Below are 23,586 nucleotides of genomic sequence, written 5' to 3' on the forward strand. Positions count from 1 at the left end.
GCCCCGGCGTCGCCGTCAGCCGAGCGGGCTGCGCGGGAGCAGCCGGTCGGAGATGATCTTGCGTTGGATCTCGCTCGTGCCCTCGAAGATCGTGGTCAGCCGGGCGTCACGCCAGTGCCGTTCCACCTGGTGCTCGGTGGTGTAGCCGTTGCCGCCGTGCAGCTGGACGCCGTCCGCGGTGACCTCGGCGGCCATCTCGGTGGCCAGCAGCTTCACCATCGCCGCCTCCCGCTCGCAGGGCTCGCCGAGGTCGAGCCGGTGCGCCACGTTCTGGTAGAAGGCGCGGGCCTGCTCGACCCGGGCGGCCATCGTCGCGAGGGTGAACCGGACGGCCTGGAAGTCGCCGATCGGGTGCTCGAACTGGTGGCGGCGCTGCAGGTAGCGCACGCAGTCCTCGACGGCGGCCCTGGCCAGCCCGACCGCGCGCGCCGCGGTGTGCACCCGGGCGATGTTGAGCCAGGCCTGGGCGTCGGCGAAGCCCTCGCCGCCGGCGCCGAGCTGGTTGCCGACCGGGACCCGCACACCGTCGAACTCCAGGTCCCAGGTGACGAAGCCGTGGTAGCCGATCTTGTCGATGGGCCGGCCGGTGATCCCGGCGGGGAAGGTGTCGCGCTCCTTCTCCACGACGACGGTCGCGAGCCCCGCGGAGCGCTTCTCGCCCGGCCCCGGGTCGTCGGTGCGCACCAGCACCTGGATGAAGTCGGCGGCCTTGGCGTTGCCGGTCCAGCGCTTGTGCCCGGTGATCACGAACTCGTCGCCGTCGCGGACCGCGCGGGTCTCCACCGCGGCCAGGTCGGACCCGGCGTCGGGCTCGGACAGCGCGATCGCGCCGATCCACTGCCCGCGGGCCGACCGGCGCAGCAGCTCCGCACGGCGCCGCGGGTCGGCGACGGCCGTCCCGGCGCCCTGCGCGCGGGCGATGATCGACCCGACGCTCATCCAGGCCCTGGCCAGCTCCTCGGCCACCATGCAGTACTCGAACGCACCGAGGCCGAGACCGCCGTGCTCGCGGTCGACGGTGATGCCGAAGTAGCCCAGCTCGCCCATCTCGTCGAGCAGCTCGCGGGGGATCTCGCCCTTGCGCGGGTCCAGCTCGTCGGCGACGGGCAGCACCCGGCTCGCGGCGAACTCACGGGCCTGCTTCTGCAACGCCTCACGCTCGGGGGTGTGGTACGGCGCGGGGAGCACCGGGACCGGCGGCTCGAGAAGATCGTCAACGGCCATTCGCGCAGTATCACCCGCGTCGTCGTCCGGCGCCGGGCGGCACTACCCCCTTCGGACCTGCACCCATCGTCAGGTGCGCACCCGGCCACGAGCTGGGAGGGTCGGGACCGGCGACGTGGCCGGCCCCGATGGGGCGCAGGGGATCGGCCGGTCCGCGGAGCCACCGTGCGGTCGTGATCGCGGCCCGCACCCCCGCGCAACGAGGAGCACGTCATGCCCGACAACCGCGTCGTCGTGTACAAGGGGCCCGGCCAGGTCGCCGTCGAGTCGATCGACTACCCGAAGCTGGAGCTGCCGTCCGACGTCGTCGACGGCCTCGGCATCGCGCGCAAGGCCCCGCACGCGGCGATCCTGAAGATCGTCACCACCAACATCTGCGGCTCCGACCAGCACATGGTCCGCGGCCGCACGACCGCACCGGTCGGGCAGTCCCTCGGCCACGAGATCACCGGCGAGATCGTCGAGGTCGGCGACGACGTGCTGTTCGCGAAGGTCGGCGACATCTGCTCGGTGCCGTTCAACATCGCCTGCGGGCGGTGCCGGATGTGCAACGAGGGCAAGACCGGTGTCTGCCTGAACGTCAACCCGGCCCGTCCCGGCGCCGCCTACGGCTACGTCGACATGGGCGGCTGGATCGGAGGCCAGGCCGAGTACGTGATGGTGCCCTTCGCCGACTTCAACCTGCTGCGCTTCCCCGACCGCGACCAGGCGCTGGAGAAGATCCTCGACCTGACGATGCTCTCGGACATCTTCCCGACCGGCTACCACGGCGCGGTGACCGCGGGGGTGACCACCGGGTCGACGGTCTACGTGGCCGGCGCCGGGCCGGTCGGGCTGGCCGCGGCGCACGCCGCGCAGCTGCTGGGGGCGGCCGCGGTCGTCGTCGGGGACATGATCCCCGAGCGGCTCGCCCAGGCCCGCAGCTTCGGCTGCGAGACCGTCGACCTGTCCGCCGACGGCACCCTGGCCGAGCAGCTCGAGCAGCTGCTCGGCGAACCCGAGGTCGACGCCGCCGTCGACGCCGTCGGCTTCGAGGCCCGCGGACACGGCCGCGACGCCGGGGAGGCGCCCGCGACCGTGCTGAACTCGGTCATGGAGGTGACCCGGGTCGGCGGCGCGCTCGGCATCCCGGGGCTCTACGTCACCGGCGACCCCGGTGCCGCCGACGACAAGGCCAAGGAGGGCACGCTGGGTGTGCGGATCGGCCTGGGCTGGGCGAAGTCGCACAGCCTCACCACCGGTCAGTGCCCGGTGAAGAAGTACAACCGGCAGCTGATGCAGGCGATCCTGTCCGACCGGGCGCAGATCGCGAAGGCGGTCAACGCGACCACGATCTCGCTGGACGACGCCCCGCGCGGCTACCAGGAGTTCGACGGCGGGGTGGCCCGCAAGTTCGTGATCGACCCGCACGGCAGCGTCGCGGCGTGAGGCCGGCCGGGTCCGGTGCCGCCGAGGCGGTGCCGGGCCCGGCTCAGCCGTCCTGCCCGGCCCCGGCCGCCCGCCGGTAGAGCTCCGCGGCGGCGCGGGAGAAGCCGTCGGGCAGCCCGACGGCGGCGAACGCGTCGGCCGCCTCGTCCATCTCCCCCGCCCAGCGCCACGCCCTGCCCGCCATGCGCTCGCGGGCGTGGGCCAGCGCGGCGGCGTGGTCGATCCCGGCCCGGTCCAGCTCGGCGTGCAGGGCGTCGGTGACGCCGAACGCCGCCGCGGCCTCCTCCAGCGCCACCCACAGCATCGGTGCGGCCTTGCTCTGCAGCGCGAAGCAGGCCTTGAGCCCGCTCGCGGTGCCCAGGTCGGTCCCGGCGGTCCCGAGCACCCGGGCGTCGAACGGGCCGGGCTCGAACAGGGTGGCGGCGGCGTCGGCCCCCGGCCCGGACAGCCACAGCGTCGTGGTGCCCGCCGTCCACGCCGGCGGTCCGATGACGGCGCCGTCGCAGACCGTCGCACGGTCGCCCAGGAGCGTCGCGACACCGCGGACGGTGTCCGGGGACACGGCGTTGGCCTCGACGTAGAGCGGCCGGTCGGTGCGCCCGGTCAGCCCGGCGCCCACCAGGCCGGCCACCTCGCGCGCGGCGTGCGGCGGGCAGATCGACACGATCACGTCGGCCCGGGCGGCGAGGTCGGCGACCGTCGGCACCGCCTGCAGGTCGGCCAGCTCGGCGCGCTTGGCGGTGGCGTGCGAGCGCCCGGCGTCGGCCCAGATCACCGCGCCCGCCCGGGCCTTGAGGGCCGACCCGAGCGCGGCGCCCATCGCGCCGGGGTGCAGGACCCCGACCACCGGCCGGGCGGGCAGGGACACCGGCTGCGCGGACGGCGACGACATGGGGTGATGATCGCACCCCGCCGTCGGCGGCCCGCGGGACGACGATCTCGACTGGCGCGTCGGACGGGTCGGGCGGCACGGTCGTCGCATGACTCCTGATCCCCTCTTCACCGACGACGCGGTCGGTGGCTGGCTGCAGCTGCCCTCCCCCGCCGTCGCCGAGATCGCCGGCTCCGTCGGGTTCGACCTGGTCTGCGTCGACACCCAGCACGGCCTGATCGGCGACGACACCGTCCTCGGCATGCTGCAGGCCCTGTCCGCGACCGGGACGCCGGCGCTGGTGCGGGTGCCCGGCCACGGCGCGGAGGGCATCGGGCGGGCCCTGGACCGGGGCGCCGACGGCGTGATCGTCCCGCTGGTCGACACCGCCGAGCAGGCCGCGGCGGCGGTCGCGGCGTGCCGCTACCCGCCGGACGGGGTGCGCAGCTTCGGCCCGGTCCGCCCGTCGTGGCAGGGCCGCGACGTGTTCGCCCCGCCCCGCACGGTGGTGATGGTGGAGACGGTCGCGGCGGTGGCGAACCTGGCCGACATCGTGGCCGTCGACGGGGTGGCGGCGGTGTTCGTCGGGCCGTCGGACCTGGCGCTGGCGCACGGGCTCCCGGTCGCCGCCCAGGGCGACGGCGGCCCGGGGGCCGACCGGCACGCCGAGCTGGTCTCCGGGATCACCGCGGTGTGCGCGGGCGCGGGGGTCCCGGTGGGCATCTACTGCGACTCCCCCGCGCACGTGCGGCGCTTCCGGGCGCTGGGGTGCACGTTCACGATGCTCGCCGCGGAGCAGGCGATCCTGCGGGCGGCGCTGGCGGAGAAGCTGGCCGACGCCCGGTCCTGAGCGGTCAGCCCGCGGACCCGTCCCGCACCACGGGACGGCCGTCCGGGGTGGTGCGGGCGGGCTCCCTGGCATCGACCATCGTGAGCCCGGAGAGCCGTCCGGCCACCCCGCGGTGGCCGGTGCTGTGCCAGAGCCCGACCAGGCCGACGAGCCCCCACACCAGCCCGAGCAGGCCGAACGCCCCGGACGGACCGGACAGCAGCAGGAACCCGCCGGTGCCGAGCAGCGCCCGGGCGAGGCGGCGTCCGCGGCCGGGGACCCTGCCGTCCGGCAGCGCCGGGCGCACCCGCACCGCACGCTGGCCGACCGTCCCGCCCCGGCCGAACAGCGGCACGACCAGGAACGCCAGCAACGGCACCCAGAAGCCGACGACGGCGTTGGCGGTGTCGTACCAGTCCGGGAACGGCGACCGCAGCCCGGCGACGACGGTGACCCCACCGAGCAGCAGCGCCCCGCACAGCGCCCCGGTCGCCCACACCGCCATCAGGTCGCACACGGCGCCGAGCAGGCGTCGCCCGCCGGTGACCGGCGCCGGGAGGTCCGGGTCGCCCGTCTCGTCCCACGAGCGGGGCCGCAGCAGCATCGCGGTGAGCCCGCCGAGCAGGGCGCCCGCGGTGTTGGCGATGAGGTCGTCGACGTCGGCGAGCCGGTAGGCGCACGGGAACAGGAACCAGTTGCCGGTGTACTGGGTGGCCTCGACGAGCAGCGAGACCGCGAACCCGGCGGCGACGGTGACCGGCAGCGAGCGGCGGAACACCCCGCGCAGCAGCCAGCCGAGCGGGGCGAACAGCACCACGTTGAGCACGACCTGCTGGACGGCGGCGTTCGCGAGCCAGGCCCGCGCACCGGTCGCGTCCTGGCGGGCGGCGATCCGGGCGATGTCGCCGACGAAGGCGAACGGCCGGGTCTGCAGCGAGTCCGCCGCGGTGCGCCCGGCGCAGAACGCCGCGTCGACCTGGGGCAGCGGGAGCAGGGTGTAGCCGAGGATCGCCAGGCCGTACACCGGGACGGCGACGAGCACGGCCAGCTCCCCGGGGCCGAAGCGGCCACGGCGACGGTAGGTCAGCGCGACGACGGGGACGAGCACGGCCAGCACCAGCGCCGACCCGAGCCCGATCGCCAGCATCCCGGGGATGATCCGCTCGTTCACGGTCGCCGACGCTAGTGACCCACCCCGGTGCGGGCAGGGACCGAAACGGGTGGTTCAGCCCAGGACGTCGAGGATCTGCTGGGCGGCGAGGGTGGGGGTGAGCCCGCCCTCGCGGACCTCGGCGGTGAGCTTCGGGAGCCGCTCGGCCGTCGCCGGGTCGTGCAGCACCCGGTCCATCAGCCGGTCGCGCACCATCTGCCACATCCACTCGACCTGCTGGTCGGCACGCCGGGTCGCGAGCTCACCGGCGGACTCGAGGGCCTCGCGGTGCGCGGTGACCTTCTCCCACACCGTGTCCAGACCCTTCCCGGTCTGCGCAGAGCAGGACAGCACCGGGGTGCGCCAGTGCGCCGAGGTGGGGGTCATCATGTGCAGCGCGCCGGCGAGCTCACGGGCCGCGGCGCGGGCGTCGCGCTCGTGCGGGCCGTCGGCCTTGTTCACCGCGACGACGTCGGCGAGCTCCAGGATGCCCTTCTTGATCCCCTGCAGCGCGTCGCCGGTGCGGGCGATGGTGAGGAAAAGGAAGGTGTCGACCATCCCGGCGACGGCGGTCTCGGACTGGCCGACCCCGACGGTCTCGACGAGCACGACGTCGAAGCCGGCGGCCTCCATGACCACCATCGTCTCCCGGGTGCGGCGGGCGACCCCGCCGAGCGTGCCCGCCGAGGGCGAGGGCCGCACGAACGCGTCCGGGTCGACGGCCAGGCGCGGCATCCGGGTCTTGTCCCCCAGGATGGAGCCGCGGGTCCGGGTGGACGACGGGTCGACGGCGAGCACCGCCACCCGGTGGCCCTGCCCGGTGAGCTTCGACCCCATCGCCTCGATGAACGTCGACTTCCCGACACCGGGCACCCCGGAGATGCCGACCCGGACCGCGTGCCCGGCCTTCGGGGTGAGCTCCAGGAGCAGCTCCTGGGCGGCCCGCTGGTGGTCGGGCCTGCTGGACTCGACCAGGGTGATCGCCCGGGCGAGCAGGGTGCGGTCGCCGGCCAGGACCCCGCGGGCGAGCTCCGCGGGGTCGGGGACGCGAGGGGCCATCGGCGGGACTCTCCTTGCGGGTCGGCACCGCGCCCGGTGCGCGGCTGGGCACACCGGGCGCGATGACGGCGACACTCTGACGGCGGCACGGTGACGGCGGCACGGTGACGGCTGCACGGTGACGGCTGCACGGTGACGGCTGCACGGTGACGGCCGCACCGTGCCGGCGGGCTCAGTCGGCGTAGACGCTGCCGGCCGGTGCGGCCGTGTCCGGGTCGTCGTGGCCGAGCGCGGCGGACAGCTTGCCGAGCAGGTCGACGGCGGCCTCGGCAATGACCGTGCCGGGCGGGAACACCGCGGCCGCGCCCATCTCCAGCAGCTCCGGCACGTCCGCGGGCGGGATGACCCCGCCGACGACGACCATGATGTCGTCGCGCCCCAGCTCGGCGAGCTCGCGGCGCAGCTCCGGGACCAGCGTGAGGTGCCCGGCGGCCAGCGAGCTGGCGCCGATCACGTGCACGTCGGACTCGGCGGCCTGCTTCGCGACCTCGGCCGGGGTCTGGAACAGCGGCCCGACGTCGACGTCGAAGCCGATGTCGGCGAACGCGGTGGAGATGACCTTCTGGCCGCGGTCGTGGCCGTCCTGGCCCATCTTCGCGACCAGGATGCGGGGCTGGCGGCCCTCGTGGCGGGCGAACTCGGAGACGAGCTCGCGGGCGCGGTCGATCGCCGGGTTCTGCCCGGCCTCGGCGGAGTACACACCGGAGATGATGCGGATCTGACCGGCGTGGCGCCCGAAGACCTTCTCGAGTGCGTCGGAGATCTCCCCGACCGTGGCCTGGTCGCGGGCCGCGTTCACGGCCAGCTGGAGCAGGTTCTCGTCGTCGGAGCGCGACGAGCCCTCGGCGATCTTCTCCGCGGCGCCGGTGAGCGCCCGCAGCGCCTCGTCGACGGCGCGGTCGTCGCGCTCGGCGCGCAACCGCTGCAGCTTCTCGAGCTGCTCGCGTCGCACGTTCTTGTTGTCGACCTTGAGCACGTCGATCTGCTCGTCGGCCTCGACGACGTACTTGTTGACGCCGATGACCGGCTGGCGGCCGGAGTCGATGCGGGCCTGGGTGCGGGCCGCGGCCTCCTCGACGCGCATCTTCGGGATGCCCGCGTCGATCGCCTGGGCCATGCCGCCGGCCTTCTCGACCTCGTCGATGTGCGCCCACGCCCGCTTGGCGAGGTCGTAGGTGAGCTTCTCGACGTAGTACGAGCCGCCCCACGGGTCGACGACGTTCGTGGTGCCCGACTCCTGCTGCAGCAGCAGCTGGGTGTTGCGGGCGATCCGCGCGGAGAAGTCCGTCGGCAGCGCGAGGGCCTCGTCGAGGGCGTTGGTGTGCAGCGACTGGGTGTGGCCCTGGGTCGCGGCCATCGCCTCGACGCAGGTGCGGACGACGTTGTTGTAGACGTCCTGCGCGGTCAGTGACCAGCCGGAGGTCTGGGAGTGCGTCCGCAGCGACAGCGACTTGGCGTTCTGCGGCTCGAACCGGTTCACGAGCTTCGACCAGAGCAGGCGCGCGGCCCGCATCTTGGCGACCTCCATGAAGAAGTTCATGCCGATCGCCCAGAAGAAGCTCAGCCGCGGGGCGAACCGGTCGATGTCCAGGCCCGCGTCGACGCCGGCCCGCAGGTACTCCACACCGTCGGCCAGGGTGTAGGCGAGCTCCAGGTCGTTGGTCGCACCCGCCTCCTGGATGTGGTACCCGGAGATGGAGATCGAGTTGAACTTCGGCATCTTCCGGCTGGTGAAGCCGAAGATGTCGGAGATGATCTGCATCGACGGCTGCGGCGGGTAGATGTAGGTGTTGCGGACCATGAACTCCTTCAGAATGTCGTTCTGAATGGTTCCGGTCAGCTTCTCGGGGCTCACGCCCTGTTCCTCGGCGGCGACGATGTAGAGCGCCAGCACCGGCAGGACGGCGCCGTTCATCGTCATCGACACCGACATCTTGTCCAGCGGGATGCCGTCGAAGAGCTGGCGCATGTCGAGGATCGAGTCGATCGCGACACCGGCCATGCCGACGTCGCCCGCGACGCGGGGGTGGTCGGAGTCGTAGCCGCGGTGGGTGGCGAGGTCGAACGCGATCGACAGGCCCTTCTGCCCGGCGGCGAGGTTGCGCCGGTAGAACGCGTTGGACTCCGCGGCGGTGGAGAACCCGGCGTACTGGCGCACCGTCCACGGCTGATTGGTGTACATCGTCGGGTACGGCCCGCGCAGGTACGGGGTGATGCCCGGGTAGGTGTGCAGGAAGTCGACGCCGGCGAGGTCGTCGGCGGTGTAGAGCGGCTTGACGCCGATCCCCTCCGGGGCCTCCCAGACCTCGGCGGAGCCGTTCCAGGTGGTCGCGGCGGCGGTGTCGCCCGTCTCGCCCGTGTCGCCGAGGAGCGGCACGGTGGTGAAGTCGGGAATGCTCACTTCGAGCCCTCCAGGTGGGTGTACACGTCGTCCAGGACGGCGAGGGCGTCGCAGCCGGCGAACAGGTGGCCGTCGACGCCGGGCACCGGCTCCTTCGGCTTCCCCGCGAGCAGGATGTGCGTGGCCCCGGCCTCGCGCAGCGCGGCAGCGGTCTCGGCGGCCCGCTCGTCGTAGAGCGTGTCCGAGGAGCAGAGCACCGCGACCGGCGAGCCGCTCTTCCCGAACGCCTCGACGACGTCGGCGGCGGTCTCGGTCGGGCCGGCGTCGACGGTGTCGACACCGCCCGCGGCCAGCAGGTTGCGGGTGAACCCGGCGCGGGCGGTGTAGACCGCCAGCGGGCCGAGGGTCGCCAGGAAGGCGGTGGGACGCGAGCCCGTCTCGGCCAGCAGCGCGTCGGAGCGGTCCCGGTGGGCCTCGTAGGCCTCGGCGGGGCGGTAGAGCGGCAGCCCCCCGCGCTCGACGGCCGGCGGCAGCGGGGTGCGCCGCACCGGCTTCTCGTTCAGGTCCGGGAACTCCGAGACGCCGGTGAGCGGGGCCTTCCGCTTCGCGACGTCGGCCTCGCGGCGGGCACGGACCTCACCCACCTTCTCCGCGACCAGGCCGGAGTCGAGCGCGGCGACGGCGCCACCCGCGGCCTCGATCTCGACGAAGAACTCCCAGGCCACCCGCGCGAGGTCGTCGGTGAGGTGCTCGACGTACCAGGACCCGCCCGCCGGGTCGATGACCCGCGCCAGGTGCGACTCCTCCACCAGCAGGTTCTGGGTGTTGCGGGCGATGCGGCGGGAGAACGGCTCGGCGACACCGAGGGCGGCGTCGAACGGCGGCACGGTGACCGCGTCGGCCCCGCCGACACCCGCGGCGAACCCGGCGACGGTGCCGCGCAGCATGTTCACCCACGGGTCGCGCCGGGTGAACAGCGCGTCGGGGACGGTGGCGTGCTGGGTCTGCGGCACGTCGGTGACGCCGGAGGCCTCCAGCACCCGGGCCCACAGCCGCCGGCCCGCCCGCAGGGTCGCGATCGTCGGGAACTGCTCGGGGGTGGCGGCGTAGCGGAACTCGATCAGCCGGGCCGCGTCGGCCACCCCGATCCCCGCGGCGTCGAGGGCGCGCAGGTAGGCGACCCCCGCGGCCAGGGACCACCCCAGCTCCTGGGCGTCGGAGCCGCCGGCCTCGCGGACCACGGTCGCGTCGACGGTGATCGCGGTGACCTTGTCGAAGGTGCCGTGCACGCGGCGGGCGACCTCGACGACGCTGTCGACGTCAGGGCCGGAGCCCGCGCGGGCGCGCAGCCCGATCGGGTCGACGCCCAACGAGCCGAGCAGCTCGGCGTCCTCGACGCCGTTGCGGGCGGCCAGGTCCAGGTAGGCGTGCGCGGCGGCGACCTGCTCGGTCCCGGCGTCGAGGGCGACCCCGGCCAGGTCCAGGTGCACGCCGTCGAGGGCGCGCGCCAGGTCGGCGACGGCGACGCCGCCCTCGCCCACCCGCAGCCACACCGAGGTGACGCCGCACTCCAGGTCGGCCAGCACGGCCTCCCGGACGGCGGCCGGGTCGGTGCCGGCGTGGCGCTGGCGGATGTCCCAGCCGTCGGGGACGTGCCCGTCGGTGCGGGCGCCGCGGGTGAACGGCCACGACCCCGGCACGCCGGTGGGCGGCAGGTCGGTGGTGTCCTCCTCGGCGTAGAGCGGAGCGACCCGGATCCCGTCGGGTGAGGTGCGGGTCAGGGTCTCGACCCCGGCCCCGAGCTCGGCGTCCTCGCCGATCCGGCCCGACTTGCGCACCACCGCGTCCACGGCGGCGAGCCACTGGTCGCGGGTGACCGGGTCGAAGCCGCCCGCGAGGACCAGCTCCTCCGGCTCCACCGGAGCATCCACGGAAGAGCCCTCCGGACCGGCTGCGCGGCCGACCGCGCTGCGGTCACTGTCCGTCATCCGCTCTGTTCTCCTCACCGGCCCGCGGGGCGGCCTCGTTGCCCGCCGGATGGCGCCGTCGTCGACGCCACCGAAGTGCAGCGGAGTCTAGTGAGCCGGTGCCGCCAGGGGCATGCGCTGTGGCGAGGCGCGCACGGCCTGTGATGCACCCGACTGGCGCAACGGGGCCGTCCGGGGGTCTCGCGGCGTACACCCGGCCGTTCCCCGCCGGTAGTCCTCACCGGTAGCCCCGGGCCGCCGGGTGCCGGTGAGACGGGCCGGGGCGGGAACAACCGGGTGCGGGGGTGCATTGTGGTCGGCATGCCCCGCGTGACCCGAGGATTCGTCGGGCGCAGACCGCGTGACCGACGGCTGCCGCCCGGCCAGTACGACGCCGGCGACCAGTGGCCGGTGCTGACCGCCGAACGCGCCCCCGTGCTGGACACCGCCCGCTGGACCTTCCGCATCGACGGTCTCGTGCAGCGCCCGGTCGAGTGGACCTGGGACGAGATCCGCGCCGTGCCCCGCGAGCGGTGGGACGGCGACATCCACTGCGTCACGACCTGGTCGAAGTTCGGGATGCGCTGGAGCGGGGTCGCGATCGACACGCTGCTGGAGGCCGCGGGACCACTGCCGGAGGCGCGGTTCGCCGTCGCGCACTCGCACTCGGGCTACACCACGAACATGCCGCTGTCGGACCTGACGGGCGGCCGGGCGTGGCTGGCGTTCGAGGCGCAGGGCGCGCCGCTGACCCGCGAGCACGGCGGCCCGGCGCGGCTGCTGGTGCCGCACCTCTACTTCTGGAAGAGCGCGAAGTGGGTCGCCGGGCTGCGCCTGCTCGCCGAGGACGAGCCCGGCTTCTGGGAGCGCAACGGCTACCACGACCGCGGCGACCCGTGGTCCGAGCAGCGGTTCCAGGGGGACTGACCGTGGACACCACCCCACGCCGCACCCTGCGCTGGCAGGCCGCGACCGTGCTGTCGGTGCACGACGAGGCCCCGGGGGTGAGGACCTTCCGGCTGGGTCTGGAGGAACCGGCCACCCACCTGCCCGGCCAGTACTACGTGCTGCGCCTGACCGCCGAGGACGGCTACACCGCGCAGCGCTCGTACTCGGTCGCCTCCGCGCCCGACGGGCGGCCGAAGATCGCGCTGACCGTCGAACGTCTCGACGACGGCGAGGTGTCGGGCTTCCTGCACGACGTCGCCGTCGTCGGGGACGTGCTGGAGGTCCGTGGCCCGGTCGGTGGCTGGTTCGCCTGGGACGGCGTCTCCCCCGCGCTGCTGGTCGGCGGCGGGTCCGGGCAGGTCCCGCTGGCCGCGATGCTGCGCCACGCCCGCGCCGTCGGCCGTGCCGACCTGGTGCGGATGCTGGTCTCGGTCCGCACCCCCGACGACCTGTTCTACGGCGAGGAGCTCACCGGTCCGCCGGTCACCGCGGCGTTCACCCGGGCCGCCCCGCCCGGCGCGACCCGCCCGGCGGGCCGGCTCACCCTCGCCGACGTCGCCCCGCTGGTCCGCGGCGGGGAGACCGCGTTCGTGTGCGGCTCGCCGGCCTTCTCCGCCGCCGCGGCCGACCTGCTCGCCGCCGCCGGGGTACCCGACCACGCGATCCGGATCGAGCAGTTCGGCCCGACCGGGGCCTGACCGAGCAGCCGGGCACCGGGGTGCGGCACGATGACCCGGCCCCGAGTCGCCGCGTGCTGCCGCGAGCGGCCCGGACCGACTCGATCCGCCCGTGCACCGCAGGAGCCGACGATGACCGTCACCCCCGCCGAGACGTCGTTCCCGAGCGGCGGGCTGCGCTGCGCGGCCTGGCTCCTCACGGCGTCCGGCGACGCGCTCACGAACGACCGTGGCCGGCCCTGCGTCGTCATGGCGCACGGGTTCGGCGCCACCCGTGACTCCGGGCTGCTGCCCTTCGCACAGCGTTTCGCCACCGCGGGCTGCGCGGTGCTGGTGTTCGACTACCGCGGGTTCGGCGCCTCCGACGGCACCGGCGACCCGCAGCTCGACCAGGACGTCCACCACGGCCGCCACCGCGCCGACTACCACGCCGCGATCGCGTACGCCCGCACGCTGCCCGGCGTCGACCCGGAGCGGATCGTGCTGTGGGGCAGCTCGTACTCCGGCGGGCACGTCGTCCCGGTCGCCGCCCGCGACGGCCAGGTCGCCGCGGTGATCTCCCAGGGTGCCGCGATGGACGGGGCCGCCGCGCTGCTGGAGATCCTGCGCTACGCCGGGCCCGGGCAGCTGGCCCGCCTCACCGGGCACGGCCTGCGCGACACCGCCGCCGGGCTGCTCGGGCGCCCGCCGCACCGGATCGCGGTGTTCGGGCCGCCCGGGTCGACCGCGGCGATCACCTCGCACGACGCCGTGAGCGGCTACTCCTCGATCGCCGGACCCGGGTTCCGCAACACCATGCGGGCCCGGGGCGCGCTGCGCATCCCGCTCAACCGCCCGGTGACGGCGGCGCGGCGGCTGCGGGCGCCGATCCTCGTCGTCGTCGCGGCGCGGGACTCGATCGCGCCGCCGGCGTCGGTGCGTGCGGTCGCCGCGCGGGCCGGGGCGGGCTCGGAGGTGCTGGAGCTGCCGTGCGGGCACTTCGACATCTACCTCGGCGAGATGTTCGAGCGGTCCGTGGCCGCGCAGGTGGACTTCCTGCGGCGCGCGCTCGCCGTCGCCTGACCGGGACCGGACGGACCCCCCGGACCCGGGGGGCGAGCGCACCCGCGGCGGCCCGCGTGTCCAGCGCCACCGGGCCCGGATCCCCGCTGATCTTCTACTTCCGGTAGAACTACTACTGGACGTAGAACTTCGCTCGGGAGGTCCCGATGGACGCGCTCGACCTGGCTCGCTGGCAGTTCGGGATCACCACGATCTACCACTTCCTGTTCGTGCCGCTGACCATCGGACTGTCGGTGATCGTCGCGTCGCTGCAGACCGCCTGGTTCCGCACGGGCCGGGAGGAGTACCTGCGGGCGACGAAGTTCTTCGGGAAGCTGTTCCTGATCAACTTCGCGATGGGTGTGGTCACCGGGATCGTGCAGGAGTTCCAGTTCGGGATGAACTGGAGCGCCTATTCCACCTTCGTCGGCGACGTGTTCGGCGCGCCGCTGGCGATGGAGGCGCTCATCGCGTTCTTCCTCGAGTCCACCTTCATCGGGCTGTGGATCTTCGGGTGGGACCGGCTGCGCCGGGGCGTGCACCTGGCCTGCATCTGGGCCGCCGCGATCGGGTCGAACCTCTCGGCGTACTTCATCCTCGCGGCGAACGCCTGGATGCGGAACCCGGTCGGCTACGAGGTCGACCGCGCCACCGGCCGGGCCCGGCTCACCGACATCGGCGCCGTGCTGACCAACCCGCAGGCCTGGTCGACCTACGCCCACGTCGTCGCCGCGGCGTTCCTGATCGCGGGCCTGTTCGTCGCCGCGGTGAGCGCCTGGAAGCTGATGCGCGAGCGCTGGCGCCGATCCGGTGACGCGACGCCGCACCCGAGCGAGCACACGCTGTTCCGCAAGACCCTGCGCACCGGGTTCCTCGTCACCCTCGTCGCCGGGGTGCTGGTCATCGCCTCCGGTGACCACCAGGCCAAGCTGGCCGCCACCTACGAGCCGATGAAGCTCGCCTCGGCCGAGGCGCTGTGGCAGACCGAGGAGTCGGCCGGGTTCTCGTTGTTCGCCGTCGGCGACGTCCAGGGCAGCCGCAACCACATCAACGTGCAGATCCCCGGCGTCCTGAGCTTCCTGGCCACCGGGAGCCCGTGGGGCCCGGTGCAGGGCATCGAGAACGTGCAGGCGCAGTACGAGGCGCTCTACGGCCCCGGGGACTACCGGCCCAACATCGCCGTCCTCTACTGGGCGTTCCGGCTGATGATGGGCCTCGGCCTGGCCGGGGTCGCGGTCGCGACGGCCGGGCTCTGGCTCACCCGCGGCGGACGGCTGCCCGGGTTCACCCGCGACGGCGCACCGGCTCCGGCCGGGCGGCTCCAGCGGTGGGCCTACCGGGGCGTGATCGCCGCCCTGCCCGCGGCGCTGGCCGGGAACATCGCCGGCTGGGTGCTGACCGAGATGGGCCGCCAGCCCTGGACGGTGCACGGCGAGCTGCTCACCGCCCAGAGCGTCTCCCCCGGGGTGAGCCTGGGCCAGGTCGCGTTCTCCCTGGCCACGTTCACCGCGCTCTACGGGGTGCTCGCCGTCGTCGAGGTGCGGCTGCTGTTCCGCTACGTGCAGGCCGGTCCCGGCGCCGCACTCCCCTACACCGACGATCCCGACGGCCCCGACGACGGCCCCGCCGTCGGCACCGACGACGAGCGCCGCCCCGCGGCGTTCAGCTACTGACCTGCGGAGGGACGACGATGGACCTGCCCACGATCTGGTTCCTGGCCGTGGCCGTGCTGTGGACCGGCTACCTGGTGCTCGAGGGGTTCGACTTCGGCGTCGGGATGCTGGTCCGCGTCCTGGGCCGCGACGACGAGGCCGACCGCGAGGCGGCGCTCGGCGCGATCGGCCCGGTGTGGGACGGCAACGAGGTGTGGCTGATCGCCGCCGTCGGCGCGATGTTCGCCGCGTTCCCCGCCTGGTACGCCGCGACGCTGTCCGGTCTCTACCTGCCGGTCCTGCTCGTCCTGCTGGGCCTGATCGTGCGCGGGGTCGGGCTGGAGTACCGGCACAAGCGCTCCGACGCGGCCTGGAAGGCCCGCTGGGACCTCATGATCGCTCTCGGGTCGCTGGTCCCGGCCTTCGTGTGGGGCCTGGTGCTCGCCAACCTGGTCCGCGGCCTGCCGACCGTGCTCAGCGCCCCGGGCAGCGGGCAGAACACCGTGGTCACGGCATCGCTCGCGGACCTGCTGAACGGCTACGCCCTGCTCGGCGGCGTCGTCACCACCGCGCTGTTCCTCCTGCACGGCGCGGTGTTCCTGGCGCTCAAGACCGACGGGCCGGTGCGGTACCGGGCACGCCGGTTCGCCCTGCGGGCGGTCGTCCCGGTCCTGCTGGTCACCGTCGCCTTCCTGGCCGCGACGCTCGCCCTGCGTGAGCCGTCCTGGACCGGCACGGTCGCCTGGGTCAGCGGGCTGGCCCTCGCCGCGGCCGGGGTGGCGCTGCTGCTCGGCCGCGAGGGGTGGGCGTTCACCGCCACCGCGCTGTCGATCGGCGGGCTGTCAGTCGTGCTGTTCGGGCAGCTGTACCCGTCGCTGCTGCCCTCGACCACCGACCCCGCCCACACCCTCACCGTCGCGAACGCCGCGTCCGCACCCTACACGCTCACGGTCATGAGCTGGGTCGCGGCCGTGTTCCTGCCGCTGGTCCCCGCCTACCAGTCCTGGAGCTACTGGGTGTTCCGCAAGCGCCTCGGCGGGGCGCGGGTCGCACCGGATGCGACCTCTGGCGGCCCTCGTGGCACCGCGGTACCGGCACCACGATGACGACCGTGTCGCACCCATCCACCCCGTCGGCTCCGTCGGTCCCGTCGGGCACCGCCGGGGCGCCGCCCTCGGGCGGACCGCCCGTCGACCCGCGGCTGCTGCGCACCGCGAGCGCGGTCCGGGTGCACCTGGCCGTCGCCGCGGGCTGCGGGGTCGCCGCGACCGGACTGATCCTGGCCCAGGCCTGGCTCGTGTCACGGGTGGTGGCCGGGGCGACGCCGTCGTTCGCCACCGACGGCACGCCCACCGGTCCGGGCGCCGGGCTCGACACCCTGGCCTGGCTGGTCGGGGGCGTCGCCGTCGTCGCGGTGGCGCGGGCGCTGCTGTCCTACGGCGCGGAGTCCGCGGCACTGCGCAGCGCCGCCCGCGCCAAGTCCCAGCTGCGGATGCAGCTCGTGCGCCGGCTCGCGCTCGCCGCGCCGGACCCGCGGCGGTCCTCGGGCGAGATCGTCACCCTCGCCACCCGCGGGCTCGACGCCCTCGACGACTACTTCGCCCGCTACCTGCCCCAGCTGGTGCTCGCCGTCCTCGTCCCGGTCGCGGTGCTGATCGTCGTCGCCGACGCCGACTGGATCTCCGCGGTCGTCATCGGGGTGACGCTGCCGCTGATCCCGCTGTTCATGGTCCTGGTCGGGATGCACACCCGGGCCAGGACCGACCGCCAGTGGCGGCTGCTGTCGCGCCTCGGCGGGCACTTCCTCGACGTCGTGCAGGGGCTGCCGACCCTCGCACTGTTCCGCCGCGCGCAGGTCGTCGCGGGCAAGGTCCGGGAGACCACCGACGCCCACCGGCACGCCATGACCGGCACCCTGCGGGTCGCGTTCCTGTCCGCGTTCGTGCTGGAGGTCCTCGCGACGCTCGCCGTCGCCCTGGTCGCCGTCGAGGTCGGGCTGCGGCTGCTCTACGGGAACCTCGACTACGCCACCGCGCTGTTCGTGCTGGTCCTGGCCCCGGAGGCGTACCTGCCGCTGCGCGAGGTCGGTGCCCGGTTCCACGCCAGCATGGAGGGAGTCGCCGCCGCCCGGCAGGTGTTCACCGAGCTCGACCGCCCCGTCGGCGGTGCCACCGGCGGGACCGCTCCGGTGCCGCCCGCCGACCCGGCCGGGCGCGGCCTGACCGTCGACGGGCTGCGGGTGCGCTACCCCGGCGCGGACACCGACGCCGTCGCCGGGCTGTCGCTGACCCTCACCCCCGGTGAGACGGTGCTGCTGCGCGGCCCGTCCGGGGCCGGGAAGTCCACCCTGCTCGGCGTGCTGCTCGGCACGGTCGCCCCGACCGGCGGCACCGTGACCGTGCACGGCCGGGACGGAACCGGCGCCGAGCTCGCGGAGCTGGACCTGGACGCCTGGCGGCGCGGGGTGGCCTGGGTCCCGCAGCAGCCGCACCTGTTCGCCGACACCGTCGCCGCCAACGTCCGGCTCGGCGCCGGGCGGGACCACGCCACCGACGACGCCGTCCGCGCGGCCGCACGCCGGGCCGGGCTCGACACCGTCGTCGCCCGGCTGCCCCGGGGCTGGGACACCGTGCTCGGTGAGGGCGGCACGCAGCTGTCCTCCGGCGAGCGCCAGCGGGTCGCGCTGGCCAGGGCGTTCCTGCGCGACGCCCCGCTGGTCCTGCTCGACGAGCCGACCGCGCACCTCGACCCCGACTCCGCCGCCGCGGTCCGCACCGCGGCCACCGAGCTGCTGCGCGGGCGCACCTCGGTCGTCGTCGCCCACGACGCGGGCTGGGCCGAGCACACCGACCGCACGGTCACGATCACTCCGGTCACGATCACCCCGACCACGACCGCACCCGCCGGGAGTCCCCGATGAGCCCCTGGTCGCTCGCCCGCAGCGTGCTGGCGCCCCGGCTGCGCGGCGTCGTCGGCGGCGCACTGCTCGGCGCGCTCGCCACCGCCTGCGGTGCCGGGCTGCTGTCGCTGGCCGCCTGGCTGCTCGCCACCGCCGCCCAGCACCCGTCGGTGACGGCGCTGTCGGTCGCCGTCGTGCTCACCCGCGCCCTCGGCGTCGGACGCGGAATCGCCCGCTACGCCGAGCGGCTGGTCGGGCACGACGCCGCCCTGCGCGCGCTGTCGGACATGCGCGGCCGCGTCTACGCCCGGCTCTCCGCCACCGAGCCGGTCCACCGGTTCCGGTCCGGCGAGCTCGTCGCCCGGCTGGTCGGCGACACCGACTCCGTGCAGGACCTGGTCGTGCGCGGGATGCTGCCGGTCGTCGCGGCCGCGGTCGCCGGGTCCGGTGCGGTGCTGCTCGCCACCGCGCTCCACCTCCCCGGCGGCGCGCTGCTCGCGGGCGGGCTGCTGCTCGCCGGGGTCGCGGTGCCCGCCCTCGCCGCGGCGCTGTCGCGGCGGCCCGCCGAGCGCGCCGGCGTCGCGAGGGACCGGCTGGCGACCGCCCTGGTCGACCTGCTCGACGGCGGCCCCGAGCTGCTGGCCCACGGCGCGACCGGCCACGCCGTCGACGCGGTCGCCCGGGCCGACGCCGAGCTGACCCGCACCGCCCGCCGCGACGCCGCGCTGCTCGGCCTCGGCGCGGGATCCGGCGCCCTGGTCGCCGGGCTCACCCTGGCCGGGACGTTGCTGCTGGGCGTCGCCGCCGTCGACGCCGGTGCGCTGGGTGTGGTCCCGCTGGCCGTGCTGGTGCTGACCGCGCTGGCCGCGTTCGAGATCGTCGCGCCGCTGCCCGCCGCCGCGGCCCGGCTCGCCGCGGTCCGCGCCGGGCTGGCCCGGCTGGTTCCGGTGCTCGGCGCCGCGCCCGCCGTCGCACACCGCGAACCGGGATCCACCCCGCTGCCCCGCCGCGGCGACCTGGCGATCCGAGGTCTCACCGCCGCCTGGCCCGGACCGGGACCGGACGGCCGCGGCCGCACCGTCCTGCACGGGGTGGACCTCGACGTCGGACGCGGGGAGGTCGTGGCGCTGGTCGGCCCCAGTGGGTCGGGCAAGTCGACGCTGGCCGCGGTGCTGTTCCGGTTCCTCGACCCGCGCGCGGGCACCGTCCGGCTCGACGGGCACGACCTGGCGGTGCGGCCTCCCGAGGAGGTCCGCGCGGTGGTGTCCGGGGTGCCGGCCGACCCGCACGTGTTCGACTCGACGGTCCGGGAGAACCTGCGCCTGGCCGCCCCCGACGCCGACGACGCCGTCCTGCACGCCGTCCTGCGCCGGGTCGGGCTCACCGGCCTGGCGCTCGACGACGAGGTCGGCGCACACGGCGCCCGGCTGTCCGGTGGGATGCGCCGGCGGCTCGCGCTGGCCCGCGCGCTGCTCGTCGACCCGGCGGTGCTGGTGCTCGACGAGCCCACCGCCCACCTCGACCCGGACACCCGCGACGCCGTCCTCGACGACCTGCTCGCCGCCGCGGCGGGGCGCGCGGTGCTGGTCATCACCCACGACCCGGCGGTGCTGCCGCGGGCCGACCGCGTGTACACGCTGCGCGACAAGAAGGTCCACCTGCGTGACGGGGCTGCGTGCAGCCCTCGCGAACCGCGGCCCTACCCTGCTCCGAACGTCCGATAGCGGGCTCGCGCCGGCTCCGGGCGCCCGCGGTTCTCTCAGTCAGGTCACAGGAGGCCCCTGACACGCTGGGAGCACCTCGCCGGGACACCGTCCCGCGCAGGAGTGCAGGAGTCAGTACGAGCCCGCGTGCGCCACGGCATCCGCCCGGCGCCGCGTCCGGTCAGAACGTGAGGTCACCACCCCGTGCGAGCGTCACGCCGTCCCTCCCCGACGACGTCAGGACCGAGGTCCGCGTCGCGGACCCCCCGGTTCCGGCCCGGCCTGCGCCGGGCCCCGGCCCTGGCCCTGGTGCTCTCGGGGGTCCTGGCCCTCGCCGCCTGCACCTCGGGGGTCGGCGGTGACGACACCGCCGGAGGCACCGCGCCGTCGTCGGCCCTGGAGGCCTCCGCGAAGGCCGTCGACCTGGGCAGCTGGCGGTGGGACAAGCAGCCGGGACCGATGGAGATCGGGGTGACCCACACCCAGGACAGCCTCGACGACACCGAGCCAGCGCAGGCCCGCCAGCGCGGGGTCGACATCCTGTCGAGCCTCGGCCAGGAGTACCAGAACCACCACATCATGGGCTTCGGCACGCTCAACCCCGAGCCGCGGCCCGGTGAGTTCGACTGGGGCTCGCTGGACCGCCGGATGCAGCTCACCGAGGAGACCGGCGGCAAGGCCATGCTGACGCTGTGCTGCTCCCCGGACTGGATGAAGGGCGCACCGCGCGACAGCGGCGACACCCGCTGGGACCGGCTCGAGAAGGCCCCGCTGCCCGAGCACTTCGCCGACTTCGCCAACCTCGCCCGTGAGGCCGTGCAGCGGTACCCGCAGGTCGACCGCGTCCTGGTGTGGAACGAGCTGAAGGGCTTCTACAACCAGGCCGAGAACCGCTGGGACTACGAGGGCTACACGAACTTCTACAACCAGGTCTACCAGGCCGTGAAGTCCGTCCGGCCCGACGTGCAGGTCGGCGGCCCCTACGTCGTCATGAGCAGCGTCCCGGTCGACTCGCACGACGCCTCGAACATCCGAGGCCCCTGGGGGGCGCTCGACCAGCGCCCGCTCGACGTCCTGGACTACTGGCTGAAGAACAACGTCGGCGCGGACTTCATCGTCGTCGACGGTTCCACGACCAACCGCGGACAGCAGGACGCGATCTCCCCGGTCGACGTCGGCGCGGAGAAGTTCTCGGTGATCGACCGCTGGATCCAGGAGCGGACGCAGCTGCCGATCTGGTGGGCCGAGTTCTACGCGAACGTCCCCGCCGACGCCCAGGCCGGCTTCGACTCCCCCGCAAGCGCGGTCTCGACGATCGCCGCTCTGCAGGCGATGGCCCGCTCCGGCACCCAGGGCGCGCTGCTCTGGGGGCCCGAGGGCAGCAGCTCGCTCGAGTACTCCTCGCTGTGGACCCCGGCCACCGAGGAGAACGGCGGACAGGCGACCCCGCTGACCGAGGCGTGGCGCTGGCTGGTACCCCGGCTCCGCGAGGGCACCGTCGAGCTGGGCCGGGCCACCGACGGCTCCTCGCTGGGCGGTTTCCGCGCGGCCGACGGCTCGATGCTGCTGGTCAACTTCTCCGCCGACGCGGTGCCGGTGTCCGGCCAGGAGGACATCCCCGGCTGGGCGATCGTGCCGATGACCACCAGGTCCTGACACCCCCGCGACGGCAGAACGGGCCGGCACCGCAGCAGCGGTGCCGGCCCGTTCGTCGTGGGGTGGGTCAGGCCTTCGGGCCACCGGCCACGTAGATGACCTGGCCGCTCACGAACGACGAGCGCTCGTCGACGAAGAACGACACGGTCTGGGCGATGTCCTCGGGCGCGCCGGGGCGCTGCACCGGGATCTCCTTGGCCCGGGCGGCCTTGAAGTCCTCCCAGTCCACGCCGATCCGCTCGGCGGTCGCCTTGGTCATCTCCGAGGCGATGAAGCCGGGGGCGATGCAGTTCGCGGTGACGCCGAACTTGCCGAGCTCGATCGCCAGGGTCTTGGTGAAGCCCTGCATGCCGGCCTTCGCCGCGGAGTAGTTCGCCTGGCCGCGGTTGCCCAGCGCCGAGGTCGAGGACAGGTTCACGACCCGACCCCAGGCGGCGTCGACCATGTGCTTCTGCACCGCGCGGGTCATCAGGAACGCACCGCGCAGGTGCACACCCATGACCGCGTCCCAGTCGTCGACGGTCATCTTGAACAGCAGGTTGTCCTTGGTGATGCCGGCGTTGTTGATCAGCACGGTGGGCGCACCGAGGCGTTCGGTGACCGTGTCGACGGCGGCGGCGACGGCCTGCTCGTCGGCGACGTTCGCACCGAACGCGGCCGCGGTCCCGCCCGCGGACTCGATGGCCTCGACGGTCGCCTTCGCGGCCGACTCCTCCAGGTCCAGCACCGCGACCTTGTGTCCGTCGGCGGCGAGCCGGATCGCGGTGGCGGCCCCGATGCCGCGCGCCCCACCGGTGACGATCGCGGTCCTCTGCTGCTGGGTCATGTCTCTCCTCGCTGATCGACGGTGATCTCCGGGTGTCTCCCGCTGCCGATCGTGTCACCCCCCACCGCCACGCCACATCGCGGTCCGTGCGACGTCGCTCACCCCCGATCGGATGCCTCGGGTGCACTAGCGTCGAGGTGTCCGTTCCCGACCAGGAAGGATTTTCATGGCCGTCGAGCGTTCCGAACCGACCTACCGGCTTGCTCTGCCGGAGCCCACGACCTCGTTCGAGCAGGACGCGGAGTACTGCGTCATCGACCTCGGACAGGGGTGGACCGAGTACCGCTTCCACGACTACGACGAGCTGTTCAAGATCCCCGGCCTCTACGAGAAGCTGTTCTACGACATCCTGCAGTGCCAGTCCCCCGCCGTGGTCGCGGGCGCCCTGGCCGAGCAGCTCGACGCCGTCGGTGTCGACCCGTCCGGGCTGCGCGTCCTCGATGTCGGCGCCGGCAACGGCATCGTCGCCGAGGAGCTGCGCGCCCGCGGCGTCGGGAAGGTCGTGGGGATCGACATCCTCCCCGAGGCCCGCGACGCCGCCGAACGCGACCGCCCCGGGGTCTACGACGACTACCACGTCGTCGACCTCACCGCCCTCGACGACGAGACCGTCGAGAACATCGCCTCGGGCGGCTTCGACGCCCTGACCTGCGTCGCCGCGCTCGGCTTCGGTGACATCCCACCCGCTGCGTTCCGCACCGCGTTCGACATGGTCGCCGACGACGGCTTCGTCGCGATCACCCTGCGGGACGACTTCCTGACCGACGGCGACACCTCCGGGTTCGCCGGCCTCATCTCGTCGCTGCTGGCCTCCGGCGAGCTCGAGGAGCTCGGGGCGACCGTCTACCGGCACCGGCTCGCGACCAGCCGCGACCCGCTGCTGTACCGGGCCGTCGTGGCCCGCAAGCGCCGCCCGCGCGACTGACCCGACGCGTTCGCACCGGTCCGCGACGCGTCGGCCGGTGCGAGCGCGCAGCCGCGAGACCTTCCGAACATTCCGGGTTAGGTAAGCCTCGGCTATTGTCCCGGAGTGCTCCGACGACTGATCATCCTGCTGGCCCTCGCAGGCCTGCTCACCGCCTGCGCCTCCGATCCGGGCCCGGCCGCCGCGCCGTCCGGATCCGACGGCGCGTTCCCCGTCCGCATCGACAACGCCTTCGGCACCGCGGAGATCCCCGCCCGCCCGCAGCGCGTGGTGGCCCTCGGCGTCTGTCCGGGGACGGGCTGTGGTGTCGGTCGATGGACGACCTGACGTGTCGTTGGCCCGGGCGCGATCATGACACGGCTGCCGGGACCGGGGACAGTGCTCTGTCCT

19 protein-coding genes are annotated in these 23,586 nt (G+C 74.4%); 12 read left to right on the forward strand and 7 right to left on the reverse strand.

The genetic code is table 11. The features are described 5' to 3' along the window. Positions 1 to 15 precede the first annotated feature (15 nt). On the reverse strand, positions 16 to 1,224 hold the full coding sequence (locus FVA95_RS17905) for an acyl-CoA dehydrogenase family protein (RefSeq protein WP_149665219.1): 1,209 nt from the start codon (positions 1,222 to 1,224) through the stop codon (positions 16 to 18). A 213-nt stretch (positions 1,225 to 1,437) separates the two neighbouring features. Between FVA95_RS17905 and fdhA the strand changes: the two genes are divergently transcribed. Then, entirely contained in the window at positions 1,438 to 2,652 is a 1,215-nt protein-coding gene (gene fdhA, locus FVA95_RS17910) for a formaldehyde dehydrogenase, glutathione-independent (protein ID WP_149665220.1), read from the forward strand. Between the two features lie 43 nt (positions 2,653 to 2,695). On the opposite strand, the gene FVA95_RS17915 is transcribed toward fdhA, so the two are convergent. Further along, the gene (locus FVA95_RS17915; RefSeq protein ID WP_149665221.1) at positions 2,696 to 3,544 is read right to left on the reverse strand and encodes an NAD(P)-dependent oxidoreductase; all 849 of its coding nucleotides are present in this window, start codon (positions 3,542 to 3,544) and stop codon (positions 2,696 to 2,698) included. A gap of 88 nt (positions 3,545 to 3,632) precedes the next feature. On the opposite strand from FVA95_RS17915, the gene FVA95_RS17920 reads away from it, so the two are divergent. After that, positions 3,633 to 4,373, forward strand: a complete 741-nt coding sequence (locus FVA95_RS17920) for an HpcH/HpaI aldolase/citrate lyase family protein (protein ID WP_149665222.1) — start codon at positions 3,633 to 3,635, stop codon at positions 4,371 to 4,373. A 4-nt stretch (positions 4,374 to 4,377) separates the two neighbouring features. On the opposite strand, the gene FVA95_RS17925 is transcribed toward FVA95_RS17920, so the two are convergent. From FVA95_RS17925 to FVA95_RS17940, 4 genes are all read right to left on the reverse strand, one after another. Continuing rightward, positions 4,378 to 5,523, reverse strand: coding sequence for a VanZ family protein (locus tag FVA95_RS17925; RefSeq protein WP_149665223.1), 1,146 nt, complete (start codon positions 5,521 to 5,523; stop codon positions 4,378 to 4,380). Between the two features lie 54 nt (positions 5,524 to 5,577). Next, the gene (meaB, locus tag FVA95_RS17930; RefSeq protein ID WP_149665224.1) at positions 5,578 to 6,561 is read right to left on the reverse strand and encodes a methylmalonyl Co-A mutase-associated GTPase MeaB; all 984 of its coding nucleotides are present in this window, start codon (positions 6,559 to 6,561) and stop codon (positions 5,578 to 5,580) included. A gap of 172 nt (positions 6,562 to 6,733) precedes the next feature. After that, the gene (gene scpA / locus FVA95_RS17935; RefSeq protein WP_149665225.1) at positions 6,734 to 8,962 is read right to left on the reverse strand and encodes a methylmalonyl-CoA mutase; all 2,229 of its coding nucleotides are present in this window, start codon (positions 8,960 to 8,962) and stop codon (positions 6,734 to 6,736) included. Then, positions 8,959 to 10,890 (reverse strand): methylmalonyl-CoA mutase family protein, encoded by a 1,932-nt coding sequence (locus FVA95_RS17940; RefSeq protein ID WP_149665226.1) that lies wholly within the window; start codon positions 10,888 to 10,890, stop codon positions 8,959 to 8,961. Before FVA95_RS17940 ends, scpA begins: the two co-directional genes overlap by 4 nt. A 300-nt stretch (positions 10,891 to 11,190) precedes the next feature. Between FVA95_RS17940 and FVA95_RS17945 the strand changes: the two genes are divergently transcribed. From FVA95_RS17945 to FVA95_RS17980, 8 genes are all read left to right on the forward strand, one after another. After that, on the forward strand, positions 11,191 to 11,796 hold the full coding sequence (locus FVA95_RS17945; protein WP_149665227.1) for a sulfite oxidase-like oxidoreductase: 606 nt from the start codon (positions 11,191 to 11,193) through the stop codon (positions 11,794 to 11,796). Between the two features lie 2 nt (positions 11,797 to 11,798). Next, complete coding sequence (locus tag FVA95_RS17950; protein ID WP_240051563.1) at positions 11,799 to 12,515, forward strand: FAD-binding oxidoreductase; 717 nt, start codon at positions 11,799 to 11,801, stop codon at positions 12,513 to 12,515. 111 nt (positions 12,516 to 12,626) lie between these two features. Continuing rightward, positions 12,627 to 13,556 (forward strand): alpha/beta hydrolase, encoded by a 930-nt coding sequence (locus FVA95_RS17955; protein WP_149665228.1) that lies wholly within the window; start codon positions 12,627 to 12,629, stop codon positions 13,554 to 13,556. A 146-nt stretch (positions 13,557 to 13,702) separates the two neighbouring features. Then, a complete protein-coding gene (locus FVA95_RS17960; protein WP_149665229.1) occupies positions 13,703 to 15,208 on the forward strand; it encodes a cytochrome ubiquinol oxidase subunit I in 1,506 nt (501 codons plus the stop codon). Between the two features lie 17 nt (positions 15,209 to 15,225). Next, positions 15,226 to 16,293: a cytochrome d ubiquinol oxidase subunit II gene (cydB, locus tag FVA95_RS17965; RefSeq protein WP_149665230.1), complete on the forward strand. Its 1,068-nt coding sequence runs from the start codon at positions 15,226 to 15,228 to the stop codon at positions 16,291 to 16,293. A 5-nt stretch (positions 16,294 to 16,298) separates the two neighbouring features. Beyond that, positions 16,299 to 18,107: a thiol reductant ABC exporter subunit CydD gene (cydD, locus tag FVA95_RS17970; protein ID WP_240051564.1), complete on the forward strand. Its 1,809-nt coding sequence runs from the start codon at positions 16,299 to 16,301 to the stop codon at positions 18,105 to 18,107. Then, positions 18,104 to 19,810: a thiol reductant ABC exporter subunit CydC gene (cydC, locus tag FVA95_RS17975; RefSeq protein WP_149665232.1), complete on the forward strand. Its 1,707-nt coding sequence runs from the start codon at positions 18,104 to 18,106 to the stop codon at positions 19,808 to 19,810. Before cydD ends, cydC begins: the two co-directional genes overlap by 4 nt. 288 nt (positions 19,811 to 20,098) lie before the next feature. Continuing rightward, complete coding sequence (locus FVA95_RS17980; RefSeq protein WP_020623148.1) at positions 20,099 to 21,445, forward strand: hypothetical protein; 1,347 nt, start codon at positions 20,099 to 20,101, stop codon at positions 21,443 to 21,445. 67 nt (positions 21,446 to 21,512) lie between these two features. Here FVA95_RS17980 and fabG read toward each other — a convergent pair whose 3' ends face one another. Next, positions 21,513 to 22,271: a 3-oxoacyl-ACP reductase FabG gene (fabG, locus tag FVA95_RS17985; RefSeq protein WP_149665234.1), complete on the reverse strand. Its 759-nt coding sequence runs from the start codon at positions 22,269 to 22,271 to the stop codon at positions 21,513 to 21,515. A 166-nt stretch (positions 22,272 to 22,437) separates the two neighbouring features. On the opposite strand from fabG, the gene FVA95_RS17990 reads away from it, so the two are divergent. Next, positions 22,438 to 23,196 (forward strand): class I SAM-dependent methyltransferase, encoded by a 759-nt coding sequence (locus FVA95_RS17990; protein WP_149665235.1) that lies wholly within the window; start codon positions 22,438 to 22,440, stop codon positions 23,194 to 23,196. 105 nt (positions 23,197 to 23,301) lie between these two features. Continuing rightward, positions 23,302 to 23,523, forward strand: coding sequence for a hypothetical protein (locus tag FVA95_RS17995; RefSeq protein WP_149665236.1), 222 nt, complete (start codon positions 23,302 to 23,304; stop codon positions 23,521 to 23,523). Positions 23,524 to 23,586 lie beyond the last annotated feature (63 nt).

The organism is Pseudonocardia sp. EV170527-09 (assembly GCF_008369905.1).
Lineage (GTDB): Bacteria > Actinomycetota > Actinomycetes > Mycobacteriales > Pseudonocardiaceae > Pseudonocardia.